Here is a 15636-nt window from a genome sequence, read left to right on the forward strand (position 1 = left end):
GTACCACCATGCACCTGCGGGCTTCGGCAGTCGGTACGCTGCCGTACGAACCCGATGGCACGGACAGGCGCGTGGCCTCGGTGCCGGTTCTAAAGGCGCTTCAAATCAGGAAGCAAGCGGTCGAATTCTCTCCTGACCACGCCGTAGCATTCGCACACACGCTTTTCGAGCCCGGATCGATCCAATACTTCGATGTGCCCATAGTTGTACCAGATCAATCCGGCATCCTGAAGTTTCAGCGCAGCTTCCGTCACGCCCAATCGTCGGACACCGAGCATGTTGGCGATCAACTCCTGCGTCATCTTCAGTTCGCTCGACGGCAGCCGGTCGAGACTGAGCAGGAGCCAGCGGCACAGCTGCTGATCGATTGAATGATGTCGATTGCAGACGGCGGTCTGCGCCATCTGGGTGATGAGCGCCTGGGTGTAGCGCAGCAAGAGCCGCTGCATCGACCCGCCTCGACGGAACTCGTCTTTCAGGATGCGTGCATCGAGTCGGTAAGCGTGTCCGGCGCTTTGGACGATCGCGCGGCTCGGGGTCGTTTCGCCCCCCATGAACAGCGCGATGCCGATCAGCCCGTCGTTGCCGACGATGGCAATTTCGGCTGACGAACCGTCCTCCATCACGTACAACAGCGAGACGATGGAGGTCGTCGGAAAATAGACATGACTGAGTGCACCACCCGACTCGTACAGCACCTTTCCCAACGGCATGTCGACCAGCACAAGCTGCGGCGAAATATGCGCCAGAGCTTCTGCCGGCAAGGCTGCGAGCAGATGATTTTCAATCGGGGACGGCTGCGCCGACATAGCTCGCTCCTGCAGTGATTGCGGCCTTCCCCCAACGCGACTCGACGCCACGAAGCGTCATCGGCTCAAGACTCGAACTCGCGAAGCAGACGTTGCGCGAGAATCTTGGCGTCTTCGAGCGCGAGATCGTACTGCTCCCGATCGAAATCGGTCTGGTATGGGGGATCATCGTTCGGCCCCTCGTCGGTGCGGCGCAAATACACATGACCTCGGTACACACCACGCGCAGATTCCATCACACGAATGCGTGCGAAGTGTGTTTTGGTACTGAATGTGAAATCGTCCATGATGTGATTTTCTGCACATGTTCAATCATCCTAGCACTCCGGGTGAAATCGAACGGAGAGGTCGAATCCGGACAGGATCGACGCGTGGGCTGTCCGTCAAGGCTGTCTCTCGTACGGCGGAAATTCCGACAGACGTGGATCGTCCACCGCGCCACCGACGGTGAAGTGATACAGGGATTGCCAGACATGGTCCTTCGCGCCGAGCAATGCATGCATTTCATCATCGAAAAAGCAGCCGATCCCCGTCGCGCGCACGCCGGCGGCTTCTGCTTCGAGATAGAGCGCCTGGCCAAGCATCCCGCATTCCCAGAACAAATGGCGATAACGCCATGGCTGCTTCAACGCGATTTCGAATCTCGCGATCATCCCGAGCGCAAAGCAGGAATCGGCGGCGATATCCTGGTGGCAGCAGATCAACCTTGCCGCCGCGCGCAAATCGTAAGGCAGTAGAAGATAGAGCGGCAGGTCGTCCGGCCCGGTCTTTTGCCACAGCCATTCCGGACGCAGGGATCGCTTGAGATCCGGCAGTGCGTCAGGGTTTCTTGCGAGCATATAGAGGCCCGGCTCCAGGCCGTCGACGCGATGCACCAACAGCGCCGCCTGCACCGCGGCAGGAGACGTCAGCGCATTCCACGGCGGTGTGCCGGGACGTGCCAGCAGGCATGTCAGCATGCTGAAGAAGGCCGCGTCGCCGATGCGCGTCGTGCCATCGAAATTCACGGCGCTGCGACGCTGCCTGGCGATTCGGGCGAAGCCGAGATCGAGGGCTGGCGTCGACGGCGCCGGGCACGGCTCCGGGTTCGGCGACGGTGGTTCGCGAGTACGGGTCTTGTACGTGGCGCAATGAATCGAATCGATGTCCGGCCAGGCCACATGCCCCGAACTCAGTTGATTGGCGCGCCCGTGCCACTGTGCGCTGCCCAAAGCGAGCCGCATGCTGTCGAGATCGGGTCGCGTCTCGGGGTTGCCGATCCAGAGCAAAAGATCCGGCGCCTCCGCTTCGGCTTCGCTGAAATCTTCGCGGCGGTCCACGCCAAGCAAATCGGCCACTGCATCATCCGCAGCCGCCTCCATCAATCGCGTCTGCCAGCCGAGCGCAGCTGCTGCATAACTCATCGCAGCGACGACATGGCCGCAATCCTGTTGGCAGTAGCGCCAGGCGCGCATGCCATATTTCCACGCTTCGCGCCAATGGATCGAGCTGATGCCGACCAGGATGCCACTTCCCGAAAACGCGTCGGTCCATTGCGGCTTGTCCACCGCGGCACGATGTTCAAACGCATGATCCCGGCTCAGGTAATGGTAGACGCCTGCGGACAAGCCGGGCAGGGCCGGACACAGAAGATAGCCCTCGGTCGGATGCAGATTCCCGCTCGAAGGATTGCAGCGCAGTGCCCACCGCTGGGCGCCATAGGATTTCCCCCCCGACAAGCCGAGCGAGAGTTCGAACAGGATTGCCAGACTGGACAGATCGAATTCGTGCGCGGTCGGCAGGTTGCCGCAACGCAACGCGTTGTAGCGCGTGGCCAGCGTGTCCGCGGCTAATGGCAGAGCAACGCGCGGTGCGCCGCGAAACACCCGGAACGGGTCCGGCTGGGTTGCCCAGTCGAGCCTCCCGGGGCCGGGAGCGTAGAAGTCGAGACGGTGCTTGCTGCGTTCGTGATAATCAAGCAGCGCATGCCTTAACCGATCCATGTCCACCTCAGACCCGGAATACCGCATACGCACTGTACAAAACCGGATGGCTCGACGCTGAAGCGCGGCCGTCATCACGTCAGGGAATCCGGCGCGCGCCTTCCTTCAACGTCGAATTCGCCGAGGTGCGAGTGCTTGTTTTCCCCGAGCTCTTCAGCATGCGATCGACAGGAAATAGTCGCGGGCCCGCCGGATCGAGCCGTCCGTGCTCTCCGCCCGAACGGTCGGCAGTCCCGACGCCCGCAGACGACTACTCACGGCCAGTGCAGGTCAGAAGGAAGGCACACGCCGGGTCGGGTGCATGCGCAAACCGGCCCCGTCTCACGAGATCATGTACCTGTTCTGGGGGCCGCCCTTGTAAAGATCTCTGGCGAGCCCCAGGATCCGATCGCGGTTGCGGTCGAAGGCCGCCAGCAACGCGGGCTCGCTCGAATCCATGTCGGAATTCAGTTTCGCCAGCATCGCATCGTCGACCAGAAAGGTAATCTCGCGAGCATTGTCGTAGCCCCAGAAGCACACGCAGTGTCTGGACATGTCGTAGGTGCGACTGGGATTAGGGAAGTTGAGTGCCGCGTCGATTTTTCCCATCTAACCCTCCTGGCAGATATAACGCCACTTGCTCGCGTTGACATCGAGGCGGGCATCGTTTTCGCGTCGCTTCTCGGCGCGCTCGATGTCCGCGCGCTTCAGTGCCTGGGCGCGGGACTTTTGCGCGTCGACGTAATCGTTTTGCCTGACGGACGTGGCTGACTTTACTTCGGTTTGCTTGGGCATGCCGGTTCCCGAAAAATGAATTTCAAATGTCAGGACCGTCGCGGTGACCGAATTTCGTCGTCGTCCGGCCCACAGGAGGCACGAACGGACTACCCGCGGGCTTGCCGCCGACGGCCTCTGTTGCGCACTGAACTGCCGGATCGAGCCTCGCGGGGAGGCCGGGTTGACGCACGACGTTCGCAGCTTCGACGTTCGCGCGCGGGGTCATTGTGGTGAGCGTTCTGCGGAACCCGTGCGGACAGGGGGAAGCGTAAGGAGTCGAAACAAAATCACCGGTCGCGCACATCGAACCTCATGAGAATGCGCCCTATATCACGGCCATGCAAGCGCTATCTCGCGTCAAGGGCCATCAACGGCACGATTCCCTCCAGGCCACACTACTGTCATCAACCGGACTGGGCGGCCGCCGGCCAGCATTTTCCCCGCCCCGCGACCCAAGCGATGCGCAGCGTGCGCGGCGGCTTGTTCAGCGTCGCGCCCAACTGTCGTCGCTGCTTCGTGGAGCGGGATCGGAACCGCATCATCGACCACGCCGTCAGTGCTTGTGGTGCAACCAGCCCATGTGATGTGCGTCAAGCCACTGAACCATCCCTTCGCCCTTGTGGTCGCGCAGGTAACGCAGCGCCAGCATGACCGCGATGGCGAGTACGACCGCCAGGCCAACTACAAAGCTAATCATTGACTGAGTCATGGCAGCCTCCTTGACAGGTCGCGACCATCTTTACATTGTAGGTGATGCACTCGCGGAAACCAGCGTCCGGCACGGCTTCTGTCCCTCAGGAAAACGAATCAGCGTTTCCCTGGCCCGGCGGTCGATGGAGGCCGGCAGCTTCGCTTCGGTTCCGGCCGATTTTCTGGTCCGCCGGACAAAAAGGGGCCGGCGTTTGGCTGGCTTCTGCCGTACGCGAAAACGAAATACCGCCGGCAAGCCGGCGGCAAAAGATGCGTCCACGGATGACGTGGCGCACCTGAGGCACTCGATCCAGCGGGCGCGGGTCATTCAGCAGCGAATGACCTGCGCAATGCTGCTGCGCCAGAGGCACCCGCTCAGTTCTGCGTGAGCGGATTCAGCGTCGTGCACAGGAAGCCCGTGCAATTCGCCGGCTTGAAATAGAACGACGCCATCACCGGGGTCGTCGTGCCGAGCGCGAGATCGCCCAGATACGCGGAGCCCTGCGCACCGAAATCGTTCGACTGCTGGACGAAGCCGGCGCCGGTCGCCTGGATCGCGGCCGACTGGTACGTGAAGGTCGGCGACTGCGTCTGGTCCTTCACGTAGACCCACGAAATCGTGCTGCCGAACAGCATCCCGCCTTTCGCGCGATAACCCTTCGCGCCTTCGCTGTTGGCCTGCGCGATGAAGTCGCTGACGTTCGACGTCGGCACCAGCGCATCGTACGTATAAGTCGAATTCGACGCGTTGTTCTTCATGTACACGTTCGCCTGCACCGATCCGACCATCATCGGGCCCACAAACCAGTAGCCCGACTGGCCCTGGCCGTTCGCCTGCGCGAGGAACGCGTTCGTGTCGGCCGCCAGGCCCGTTGTCGCATACGTATAGGTAGCCGACGAGCCGCCGTCCTTGCGATAGAGATAGCCGTACGTGAGCGGCCCTTCGAAACGGTAACCGCTCGCGCCTTGCGCGTTGGCCTGGCTGACGAAGCCCGTCATGTCGGCGGGCGTCGACTGCAGCTGGTACGTGTACGTCTGTGCGGTGCCGTCGCTCACGAAGATCGAGCGCGAACCGCCGTTGGATGCGTTGTAGAAGTAGTCGCCCAGATAACGATAGCCCTTCGCGCCTTCGCTGTTGAGCAGCGTCAGGAAGCTCGCTTGATCCGCAGCGGTCGGCTGGGCGTCGTAGCGCAGCGTCAGCGTGCTGCCGCCCGAGCCGCTCGAACCGCCGCTGCCACCGCTTCCCGTACCGCCGGAACCCGTGCCGCCAGTGCCGCCGCTTCCGCCGTTATTGCTCGTGCCCGATCCGCTGCCGGACGATGCGGGCGAGGAATTGTCGTCGCCGCCGCAAGCGGTCAGCGCCAGACAGGTCAATGCGATCAATGCAAAGGCTTTCATCTGAGTCACCTCGGAACGAAAGGGACGAACGAAGCCGATACGCGCAGATCACGCCGCACGCACGGACATTCACGTATCGGAAATCGACCGGCGGCGCACCGCCGGCCCGGGGACATCAGTTGACCTGGAGCTGGCCGCCGCGGCCGAGGCCGCCCTTGACGTCCTGCGCCTTGTAGCTGCGCAGTGCGACGACCATCTTGTTGTACGCGTCGATGAACGCGACGACCGTCGCCTTGCCCTCCGGCGTCGACGAGAAACCGGCGAGCGCGCCGCCCACGCCGCCGCCGAAACCGCCCAGCGCAGCGCCGTAGTTGGTCGCCGTCGAGCTGCCTTCCGACGCCGCGATCTGCACGGCCGAGCGCACGTCGAACAGCGTCAGCGTCACGACCGATGCCTTCGCCTGCAGGTGGCCGGCCACCGCCGCCACCGCGCCGTTGCCGATCAGCCCGCCGATCATGCTGCCGATGCCGCCGATCGGCGAATCGTTGATGACGATCTGCGGTTCCATGTAGTAGTCGGCCGCGACGCGCTGGCCCTTCTGCTGCTTCGAGCCCGCGCGGTATTCGCCCGAGCTGCGCTGCAGCTGCGTGATGCGCGACAGGCGCGCGTCGCTCTTCTGGTTGCCGATCGACGTGATCACGAAACAGTTCGACTGCTGCACCGCCAGGCGCAGCAGCGGGTCGATCGTCGTCATCTTGGTCGCGCTGCCGAACGGGCCCCACCAGTCGGCGTTGCGGCCGTCGTCGACCGCGATCGTGCCGAGCGGCGACGCGCAGCGCTGCAGCCCCGAATCGGCGCCGGCGCTCGTGCCGCCTGCCGCGGCGCCCGTCACGCCGGCGTTCTGGCCGCCGGGCGTCACCACGCCGCCGCAGCCCGCGACGGACGCGCAAAGCGCTGCAACCAGCGCACCTTGGGTGAGACGATGGGAAAGGATGGTCTTCATGTCGTTATCGTTCGATAGAGTCGTTATTCGGCTTACGTGTCCGTACGAACGTCGATAAGCCCCCCGGCGTGGCGCGCGATGGTGGTCTCCCCGCTGCCGCCCCCGTTGCTTCCGGCCCGGTCAGTAGTACCAGTACGTCTGATTCCAGACGCCGTAGTACGGATAGCCCGAGTTCCAGTAGCCGTAATAGACATCACGCCATTGCGTGCGCCATTTCCAGTCTTCTTCGTCTTCCTTCTTCGCCTTGCGCGCGAGCTCGAGCAGCTTCTTCGATTCCTTGTCGCCGCGGCCGGCCGCGATCGACAGCCACTTGTCCGCTTCGCGCGGATCCGAGCCCATTTCCTCGAGGCCGAACAGGTAGAAACTGCCGAGCGCCTTCTGCGCACGCAGGTCGCCGCGCTCGGCGGCGTCGCGCATCCACTTGAGTGCCTGGTAGCTGTCCTGGCGCACGCCGTCGCCGCGGAAATAACGCAGGCCGAGATCGTAGGCCGCCTTTGGCTGGGCCTTCGCGGCCTGCTTCAGCGCGACGATGCGAGGGTCTTCGCGATCTTCCGCATCGTCCTTCTTTTGATAGGAGACCTGATCTTTAGGACGATCGGAACAGCCGGTGTCGTCGCAGATCCGCACCGTGTTGCTGGTCACGGACGGATCCTGCGCGCATGCGGCCAGCAGCAACAGCAGCCCCGGTGCGAGTAAACGGCGGTACATGGGTCTTTCCTCGAGTTTTATTTGCGCCGACTGCTGCGCGCGATCCCGCCCCGCGAGCGCGCACCGGTTTGCGCGCGGCGCGGCGAATACCATCCGCCAGCACCGACACGTAGCCCAAGGCTCTCTCAGGTTCTCTTTTCGTCTTGCATTACCACTGCACCGTCAGAAGCCGGCGAGGCGCACCGGGCGCCGCTCCGGCATTCTTTCAATTCCGCCACGGTGCCCGCTGCGGCACCGTCGAGCGGTAAATCGACGGCTGGCGTTCCTGTTTTTTCAAAGCACGCATCATCGACCGTCATTTTCCAGTTTCAAATGATACATATCGGTCTATATCATAGTCAAGACAACTTGCGAACGCATATCAAGGCCAGGCCCGCCAAGTCAGGGAGGTCGGTGGCCAGACCGGATGTGACCGAGCGGTACGATGCTAGAATGTTCAATCTACGCAGTCGGAAGGATCAAGGAGGGAACCGTTCGTGCGAGCCAGCAAACGCCAGTTGGTGGTAGATAAAGCTACTGAACTGTTCTCGAAGCACGGTTTTCACCCGGTCGGCGTCGACTGGATCATCGACGATTCTCGCGTCGCCCGCATGACGCTATATCGGCATTTTCCGAGCAAGGACGAACTGATCCGGGAAGTGCTGGTCCAGCGTTACGACCTGATCGTAGGCAGTATCGACGCGCAGTTGCAGCACGTCGCCGATCCGGTCGAGCGGGTCAAGACGATCTTCGACTGGTACGAAGCGTGGTTCAATACGCGGGCATTCGCTGGTTGCCTGTTCGAGCGCGCGTTGGCCGAATTCGGAACGGCGTATGCGCCCATCTCGGATGTCGCGATCCGCTATCGCCGCAAGATGGTCGAATGGATCGCCGAACTGCTCGCGGATCTCGTTTCGCCCGAAACCGCACAACGGCTGGCGGCCGTTTATATGATGCTGCTGGACGGTGCGACAGTCGAAGCGAGAGCGTTCAACGATTCGGCGTCTGCGGGGCGAGCGTGGCAAGCCGCGAAAGCGCTTCTGGAACAGGAAATACGTGGCGGCACCGGACACGCGAAACATGCGGACGCCGATACGCAACGCGCGTGACGGGTTGTCCTGATAGGTAGATAACTTGCTTCGCTATGTTGTTCGCTCGAAGCAGCGGCGACCGGGTAACGCGGCAAACACGCTTTGCGGGTCTACAAAAAGACCACCTGTGGGCTCTCAGAAAAGGTGTCTTTGGCACCCTATTGAAATCAATAACTCGGACATCTTTTCCGAGATGACTCGATATCGCCCGTCTCAGAAATGACGTCCTTGGGTGCGGGAATTCCCAGAAAAGTTGTCTTTGGAAAAATCTCCCGCATAGTCACGCCGCCTCGCGGCTGATGACTGTCATCGGCCGTCAAAAGACGTCCACACCGTGAGATCTAATGACCGAAGCTCGGCGTAGGTGGTCCTGCAGTCGCGCGCGGTCCTCCCGCCTGATCTGCCACGGCCTCAGAATTCCGCTCACGCCCTTGTCGATCGTTTCCCGGAATCTGACTATCAGTTCTTCACCCGCTAACTGCATGTCCATGGTTTTCCCCCGCCAACGGAAGACGTTCAGGAAATGCGATTGTCGCCTATGTCGTCGCGGCGAATTGCGGCACGTCAGATCCGGCCACGCCATTCGATGCCAATCACTGGAGGAACTCCGAGTTGGCCTCGGCCGGCCGTGCCCACACGAGAACGTCTTGGTACGCACCGGAAATCGCTCTGCTTGTTCGCTACGTCGCGATCGCAAGGCAGTGTCGCTGCCAGGGAACACCGCCACGGATTATGTCGGCAAGCCAGGCAACCCACAAAAAATGTAGATAAACTACATTGCGCCTGCCCAGCCTCACCCCAAACACCTCCAAGGTAGATTTACACAATCACCGGAAATTCCCCCATATCCCGCTCTTGACCAGCCACGCCATCAGCGGTTAATGTTGAAAAACTACATGATTTAGCCGGCCATTCTGTTACGGGCACTGGCTTGCTTTTTCGTGGCTTCGCTTCCGCTGAGAGCAGGACAATAATTTCTTACACAAAAGAAAGGAGTGCGAATATGTTCGTCAGGAACCTGAGAGACGTCGAAAAGGATGGGCTGCTTGTCGAATGGGGCTCCGGCACAAGCCATCGCTTGTTGACGGAAAAGGACGGCATGGGCTACGGCGTGTGCCATACGGTGGTGCGTGCGGGTACAGAATCGCTCCTGCAATACCGCAACCATCTCGAAGCCTGCTATTGCATTGCAGGCGAAGGTGAGGTCGAGGACATGAACGGTAACGTCTTTCCGATCCGCCCGGGCACCATCTACGTGCTCGATCGACACGACCAGCATTACCTGCGCGGCGGCAAAGACGGGGATCTGGTGCTTGTCAGCGTCTTCAATCCCCCACTCAAGGGACACGAACGGCATAACCTGGGGTCTGCAGAAGCGTCCGCTTACTGAGGCTCGATACGCTCATTCCGGGAGGCCCCGGGGTACCAGACCTCCCGGCAACGTCCGCAGGAGCGCGCATGCATCGCGTGCTCCGCGCAAAAGAAAGGTGATTGTTCGTGCGCGCCCAGCATCAAGCCTTTTTCCATTCGCTTTTCCTTGCCCGCCTCGCCGACCAGATTCTGTTGTTTCTCGTGCCGCTGGTCATCTTTCAGATGACAGGACGCGTGTCCTGGTCGGGCATCGCGTTTTCGCTCGAAACACTGCCGAGATACCTGTGCTTCCCGTTTCTAGGCGCGCTTTGCGACCGGTATTCGCCCACGAAACTGATGCGAGTCAGTCAGGTTCTCCGCGCGGCAGTATGCGTCGCGGGCGTCGTCGCCTACGACCTCGTCGGCGGCATCGGATGGCTGATCGCGCTGTCCGCGTTGTGCGGCATGCTGACGAGTCAGGGCATCGTTGCGCGCGAGGTGATGCTGCCGCAGATATTCAGCAACCATCGCTTCGAAAAAGTGTTGTCGTATTCGCAATTGGCCGACCAGCTTGGTCTGGTGCTCGGCCCCATGCTCGCGGCGATCCTGCTGTCGTGGTGGCGCTGGGAATTCGTCGTGGTGGCCGCGGCCGTGCTGTTTGTCACAGCCGACGTCGCGCTCGCCTATTGGCAAAAGGCCAGCGCGTTCGAATTCGTGATGCCGGAAGGGACGCACGGCACCTGGTTCACGCCGATCAAGACGGCCTTGTCTCACGTCATCCGTCTCCCTGGCCTCAAGTCCGTCATCATGTTGGCTGCCGCGGAGAACCTCGTGATCGGCGTCACGCTCGCGACATCCGCCGCGATGGTCACCGGCTTTCATCACGAAAGCGGACGCTATTACGCAGGACTGCAAACGGCAGGCGCGTGCGTGACGATCGCGATTCTGCTGATGACGGCGAGGTTGCATGTCCCGAGGCGCGTCCTCGGCCTCGTCGGCTTCGGTTCGATCTGTATCGGCGGCGTTATCGCGGCAGCCAGCCCGGGAATTGCAGGGTACGTTTTCGGCTTCCTCCTGATCGTCGGATTCGACAAGATGTTCAACGTGTACATCCGGAGCACGCGGCAGAAGATCATCCCCGCGCGCGACTACGGCAAGACGACGGGAGTCGTCATCCTCCTCAACAACATGACACAGCCGCTCGCGGGCGTCGCGGTAGGCGCGTTCTCGACGCGTTTCGGACCAGACACGGTAATCATGGTGCTATCCGTGTGCATGGGTTGCCTCGGGTTGCTGGTCTCGCTCGCGCCCCGCATTCGAAAAGGCCACAGCCCCTCGTCGGCCTCGGTGTCCTCACATGAAGGCTGATGCCATGATTGAACGATTCCCGCAATACTTCGAGCGCAGCGCGAGCAGCCGGCGAGACAAAGTCGCGCTGGTGGTCGACGGACGTTCGGCAACCTACGGCGAATTGCTGGACGTGATGTTGACGATAGCCGATACGCTTCACCGTCTCGGCATTCCCGCCGGCGCGCGCGTCGCGATCTATTCGGAGATGTCCGTGCATGCGGTGGCGGCTGCATTCGGCATCCTGAAGGCCGGATGCGTACTGGCATGCATCAGGCACACGATCGACACCGCCGAACTGGAGCAGCAGATCGCGGATTGCGGCGCCAGCGCGCTCGTGGCATCGCGATCGACCTCGCCCCGCATCGCGTCCCGTCATCGCGCGGTCACGATCGACGCGACCCGCGGCGACCTGTCGGAATATGTCGTCTGCTTCGCGGCCGACGGCGCATCCGAAGCGGGCAATCCCTCCATGGATGACGCAGCAACGATCTTCTACACATCCGGCTCGACCGGCGATTCGAAGGGCGTGCTCGTCACGCACCGGAACATGATTGCCGCGTTCCGCTCGGTCTCCGGCTATCTCGCCAATAGCGAACGCGACATCGTGCTCAGTTTCTCCCCGGGCTTGAGCTCGGACTACGGCTTTTACAACACGGTCATGCCGCTGCTGTTCGGGGGCCGTGCCGTGGTCGAGACGGCGTTGCCAGCTTCAGCCGCCGCCATCGTCGACATCATCGAGCGACACGGCGTAACCGGCCTGCATGTCTTTCCGCCGGCGCTTTTCCGTCTGTGCGAATCGGGCGACCTGCCTGCCTCGAGGCTGCAATCGCTGCGGTATGTCTCGACCAGCGGACAGGCGTTGCCCGGCAAGTACATTCGCCTGCTCAGGCGTGCGCTGCCCGCTGTCCTGATCTACTGCAACTACGGTTCGACCGAGTGCAAACGCATCGCCTACCTGCCGCCCGCCGAACTCGATCGACGTATCGGCTCGGTCGGCAAAGCCATTCCGGGCATCAGAACCTACCTCGTCGGCAACGACAATGCGCTCGTGGTCCAGCCCTGGCAGGTCGGTGAACTGGCGGTAGCCGGCGATCTGCTGATGGAGAAATACTGGGGGCGCGAAAGCGATACCGCCCGCGTCATTCGCAAAGGATGTTTCGGTGAATCGCGCGTGTTCATGACCGGTGATCTGTTCGCGATGGACGAGGACGGATTCCTGTTCTTTCAATGCAGGAAGGGCGACCTGTTCACTCGAGACGGCGTGCCGGTGAATCCGCGCGCCGTCGAGCGGGTATTGCTCGACCACGAATCCGTTGCGGAAGCGCTCGTCGTACCGGTTTCTCGGTCAGACGGCGCACGCGTCCCCAAAGCCTATGTCGTTCCGGCTGCGATATCTGCGGCCAACGCAATCGAGCTGCTCGATCATTGTCGCCGCCATCTGGATTCCGCCGCGGTTCCGGCAAGCATCGACTTCCTGCGAGCGCTGCCAAGAACGTTCGGCGGCAAGGTGTCCGCCCAGGGTTTGAACTGATACCACATGCGAAGAGGTCAACCATGACGTCAAGCGGAATCGAGGACGGCGCGGAGCAATACCTGGAAAGCGCGCCGATGATCCGGATGGCAAGTTATTTTCACAGCCTTGCGACGGGCGCGACGCAGGTGCCGAAGCAATCGGTCGCGAGCCGCATCCGCCATTTGCTGCGCGATCCGGACGTGCTTGCGTATCACGACCTGATGGTCGCCGAAGCCGGTCCGCTGTTCACGCATTTTCTTGCCAGCGTGCCAGCCATACTGGAGGAAATGTCGCGCGTCGGCGTCGCGCTCACGCGGTATTCCGAACGTCGCAGGCGGCACGCGGATCAGCACTTCGAGTTTTACGAAGTCGATGCCTTCGACGGCACCAACGGCAGAACGCTGGCAAAACGATCGAACGGCCTGATCCGCACTTTCACGAACTCGCCCAATCCGGCCAACGAAACGGCGTTCAACCAGTTCGCCAATCACGACTTCTCGACGTTCCACCCGCAGGCATTCGCCCACGTCACCCCTCGGCTGTTCCGGGAGCATGCGCGCCTCGACCGCTTCTCCGGCACGTTCGACTACATCTACGAGACCGCCGCATTTCAGTTCTATGGCGTGGATCGCGCGGACCAGATTCGTCATGTCGCGCGTCTGCTCAAGCCGAACGGATTGATCTTCTTCCTCGAGAAGCTCAACTGCGATTCGCTCGACGAGTACGACAAGCGCGAGAGCGTCAAGGACGAACTGCACAAGAGTCGTTACTTCAGCCGCGAGGAAATCGACTGGAAGCGCAACCAGATGCTTTCGCAGATGCAAAACGGACAGGTGACGTTCGATACGCTCGTCGCGTCGATCCACGAGCGGTTCGAACATGTCTATCTGCTCTGGAACGGGACGAATTTTCACGAGTTCGTCGCCTCCAACGACGCACGATCGATCGAGGAATTCGTCTCGCTGCTCGGCGAACCCTGCATCGAGCCCGTGTTCTGCTTCGATCACCCCGTACCGCGCAGAGTGGCCGGGCCGCGAGGAGACGCGACGTGATGCAACTGCATGATGACCTCCTGTCAATGGATACGATCCGGTCATGCGTGGACGGGCTCGAACTCGAGCGCACGCAGATCGGCCGACGCATCGAACAACTGCTCCCGCGCTGGCAGGCTCGCGCACAGGCGGCCGATCAGTTCGCGCGCCTGTCGTCCGAGACAATGGCCGAACTGCACGACGCCGGGCTCCTCCACCTGCTGACACCGCGCCGCTACGGCGGATTGCAACAGGACTTCCCGACACTTGTCGAAGCTGCGCGGCTCGCAGCCACCGCGTGCGCGTCCACGGCCTGGATGTTAAGTGTCGTCGGCGGACATGTGACGACTGCGGCGCGCCTGCCCGCCGCCTGTCAGGACATCATCTTCGCGAACGGGCCGCGACAGCTGTTCGCGACGGCCACGGTTCAGAACGGCACGTTCGTCAGGGACGGCAGCGGATTCCGGTTGAACGGCATCTGGCGCTACAGCTCGGGCATCGATCACGCAACCTGGGTGATCGTCTCGGCACGACTCAGCGGGACGGACGCACCGGAGGCCCAGGAGATCTTCAAGGTCGTGGTTCGACGCGAAGACGTCCGTGCGCTCGACACGTGGCACGTGTCCGGCATGCGCGCGACAGGTTCCAGGGATATTGCATTCGACAATCTGTACGTATCGGACGAGTGGATCTTCGCTCGTTCGAACTATTTTGGCCCGCATCCCGCCGGCGCCGACCTGCATCCCGACGCGTATCTGTACGACGTGCCGCTCATCCCGTACAGCACGACGTGGATCATCGGACCGATTCTAGGCTGCGCACAGGGCGCGTACCGGCACTGCATCAATACGCTCCGCAGCCGCGGTAGAAGCTGCGACGCGATGCTTTGCGGGCACATCGCGAAAAGCGACGCGGAGCTCACCTGCGCGGGTCGTCTCTACGACGCGCTGGTCCGCACCTTGCACACGGCCGGCACCGCGCGGCGCGCGGTGTCGCCTGCCGAGACGGTCCGCATCAGGCGTGATCGCGCATTCATCGCGCAGCTTTGCGTCGACGCGATCCGACGACTGATCGGCAGCATGGGCACCGCCGCGGCATTCGACGCCCATCCTGCACAACGTCACTGGCGCGACCTGCAGGTCATGGCATCGCACATCGACGTCGGCTGGGACGCGGCGGCTGTTGCGTATGGCGGCCACGCGATCACGCATTCGACGGGCACCTCCCGCGATTCCCCGCCGGTGTATCAATGAATACCACAGCGCCGGACGGCGAAACGGAGATGATCGACATGAACCGGGACGCGATATTCCGCGGAATTGCCGATGCGCTGGGACTCGCCGTAGACGACGACTTTGGTGCGGCCGGGCGGTACGCTCCGCTCATGCGCTGTGACAACCAGATCTTCGTCAGTGGACAAATTCCGAAGCTTAACGGCGAAATCACCATTCGCGGTTTGATCGGATCGGAAGTGTCGGTGGACAATGGTCGGCGCGGCGCGATGATCTGTGCCGCACGCTGCATCGCGCTATTACAACGGTCACTCGGCACCCTCGATCGGGTCCGGGCAGTTCCGCGCATCGGCGTCTACATGCAAAGCGACCCTGCATTCGAAGAACACAGTGCCGTCGCCGATGGCGCATCGGAGGTGGTGTATTCCGTGTTCGGCGAAGCGGGCGTACACGCCAGAACGTCACTCAGCGCATTCCGGCTGCCTCGATACGCTGCGGTCGAAGTGGATCTGGTTGCATTCGTCTGGCAGGATTCCGCTGAAGGCGGCCTCATGGCGAGGGGTAAGGCGCAGACGTAAAATTCCAAAAATTGCGCGGGTTGAAGCGGATTATTCCAAGATGTTTTCATCATCAATTCAAAGACAACATATTGAGACTGCGGACATCTTTTCTGAGAAACAACAACACCCACCTCCCGAAAACCACCCCCACCCCCACCCTCGCCGTACAGGCAATCGTCAACCAAACTGTACCGGTACTGTACCGCAAACCGTCGCTAAACTGACCTCCATCCCAGTCTCGAAC

General features: G+C 61.8%; 18 protein-coding genes. 8 read left to right on the forward strand and 10 right to left on the reverse strand.

The window, feature by feature from the left end:
* Positions 1-89: 89 nt before the first annotated feature.
* The 6 genes from ACPUER_RS03830 to ACPUER_RS03855 form a co-directional block, all read right to left on the reverse strand.
* A complete protein-coding gene (locus ACPUER_RS03830) occupies positions 90-809 on the reverse strand; it encodes a Crp/Fnr family transcriptional regulator (protein WP_425130397.1) in 720 nt (239 codons plus the stop codon).
* 65 nt (positions 810-874) lie between these two features.
* A complete protein-coding gene (locus tag ACPUER_RS03835) occupies positions 875-1096 on the reverse strand; it encodes a hypothetical protein (RefSeq protein WP_425130398.1) in 222 nt (73 codons plus the stop codon).
* Positions 1097-1192: 96 nt separating this feature from the next.
* The gene (locus ACPUER_RS03840) at positions 1193-2791 is read right to left on the reverse strand and encodes a SagB/ThcOx family dehydrogenase (RefSeq protein WP_425130399.1); all 1599 of its coding nucleotides are present in this window, start codon (positions 2789-2791) and stop codon (positions 1193-1195) included.
* 321 nt (positions 2792-3112) lie between these two features.
* Positions 3113-3379 carry a DUF1488 domain-containing protein gene (locus tag ACPUER_RS03845; protein WP_034181437.1) on the reverse strand — a complete coding sequence of 89 codons (267 nt, stop codon included), beginning with the start codon at positions 3377-3379 and terminating at the stop codon, positions 3113-3115.
* Positions 3380-3565, reverse strand: a complete 186-nt coding sequence (locus ACPUER_RS03850; protein WP_175959812.1) for a hypothetical protein — start codon at positions 3563-3565, stop codon at positions 3380-3382.
* Between the two features lie 535 nt (positions 3566-4100).
* Positions 4101-4256 carry a hypothetical protein gene (locus tag ACPUER_RS03855; RefSeq protein ID WP_175959813.1) on the reverse strand — a complete coding sequence of 52 codons (156 nt, stop codon included), beginning with the start codon at positions 4254-4256 and terminating at the stop codon, positions 4101-4103.
* On the opposite strand from ACPUER_RS03855, the gene ACPUER_RS03860 reads away from it, so the two are divergent.
* Positions 4255-4626 (forward strand): hypothetical protein, encoded by a 372-nt coding sequence (locus ACPUER_RS03860; protein WP_310130244.1) that lies wholly within the window; start codon positions 4255-4257, stop codon positions 4624-4626. The two genes, ACPUER_RS03855 and ACPUER_RS03860, sit on opposite strands and share 2 nt — an antisense overlap.
* Here ACPUER_RS03860 and ACPUER_RS03865 read toward each other — a convergent pair.
* The 3 genes from ACPUER_RS03865 to ACPUER_RS03875 form a co-directional block, all read right to left on the reverse strand.
* Positions 4613-5635 (reverse strand): hypothetical protein, encoded by a 1023-nt coding sequence (locus tag ACPUER_RS03865; RefSeq protein WP_425130400.1) that lies wholly within the window; start codon positions 5633-5635, stop codon positions 4613-4615. The genes ACPUER_RS03860 and ACPUER_RS03865 overlap by 14 nt on opposite strands.
* Positions 5636-5750: 115 nt before the next feature.
* Positions 5751-6578, reverse strand: a complete 828-nt coding sequence (locus ACPUER_RS03870) for a hypothetical protein (protein WP_072438013.1) — start codon at positions 6576-6578, stop codon at positions 5751-5753.
* Between the two features lie 120 nt (positions 6579-6698).
* Positions 6699-7286, reverse strand: coding sequence for a tetratricopeptide repeat protein (locus ACPUER_RS03875; RefSeq protein ID WP_175959815.1), 588 nt, complete (start codon positions 7284-7286; stop codon positions 6699-6701).
* A gap of 476 nt (positions 7287-7762) precedes the next feature.
* On the opposite strand from ACPUER_RS03875, the gene ACPUER_RS03880 reads away from it, so the two are divergent.
* The 5 genes from ACPUER_RS03880 to ACPUER_RS03900 all read left to right on the forward strand — a co-directional run bounded on the left by ACPUER_RS03880 (position 7763) and on the right by ACPUER_RS03900 (position 13621).
* On the forward strand, positions 7763-8374 hold the full coding sequence (locus ACPUER_RS03880) for a TetR/AcrR family transcriptional regulator (protein ID WP_425130401.1): 612 nt from the start codon (positions 7763-7765) through the stop codon (positions 8372-8374).
* Between the two features lie 985 nt (positions 8375-9359).
* On the forward strand, positions 9360-9746 hold the full coding sequence (locus tag ACPUER_RS03885; RefSeq protein ID WP_072438009.1) for an ectoine synthase: 387 nt from the start codon (positions 9360-9362) through the stop codon (positions 9744-9746).
* 107 nt (positions 9747-9853) lie between these two features.
* Positions 9854-11074: an MFS transporter gene (locus ACPUER_RS03890; protein WP_175959819.1), complete on the forward strand. Its 1221-nt coding sequence runs from the start codon at positions 9854-9856 to the stop codon at positions 11072-11074.
* Positions 11064-12587, forward strand: coding sequence for a class I adenylate-forming enzyme family protein (locus ACPUER_RS03895; protein WP_208457408.1), 1524 nt, complete (start codon positions 11064-11066; stop codon positions 12585-12587). Before ACPUER_RS03890 ends, ACPUER_RS03895 begins: the two co-directional genes overlap by 11 nt.
* Positions 12482-13621, forward strand: coding sequence for a class I SAM-dependent methyltransferase (locus tag ACPUER_RS03900; RefSeq protein ID WP_425130402.1), 1140 nt, complete (start codon positions 12482-12484; stop codon positions 13619-13621). Before ACPUER_RS03895 ends, ACPUER_RS03900 begins: the two co-directional genes overlap by 106 nt.
* A 41-nt stretch (positions 13622-13662) precedes the next feature.
* Here ACPUER_RS03900 and ACPUER_RS03905 read toward each other — a convergent pair whose 3' ends face one another.
* The gene (locus tag ACPUER_RS03905) at positions 13663-13800 is read right to left on the reverse strand and encodes a hypothetical protein (protein WP_233465565.1); all 138 of its coding nucleotides are present in this window, start codon (positions 13798-13800) and stop codon (positions 13663-13665) included.
* On the opposite strand from ACPUER_RS03905, the gene ACPUER_RS03910 reads away from it, so the two are divergent.
* The gene (locus ACPUER_RS03910; protein WP_425130403.1) at positions 13786-14853 is read left to right on the forward strand and encodes an acyl-CoA dehydrogenase; all 1068 of its coding nucleotides are present in this window, start codon (positions 13786-13788) and stop codon (positions 14851-14853) included. The genes ACPUER_RS03905 and ACPUER_RS03910 overlap by 15 nt on opposite strands.
* Entirely contained in the window at positions 14850-15410 is a 561-nt protein-coding gene (locus tag ACPUER_RS03915) for a RidA family protein (RefSeq protein ID WP_425130404.1), read from the forward strand. Before ACPUER_RS03910 ends, ACPUER_RS03915 begins: the two co-directional genes overlap by 4 nt.
* Positions 15411-15636 lie beyond the last annotated feature (226 nt).

This window comes from Burkholderia sp. DN3021 (assembly GCF_049805555.1).
GTDB classification, from domain to species: Bacteria; Pseudomonadota; Gammaproteobacteria; order Burkholderiales; family Burkholderiaceae; genus Burkholderia; species Burkholderia pyrrocinia_C.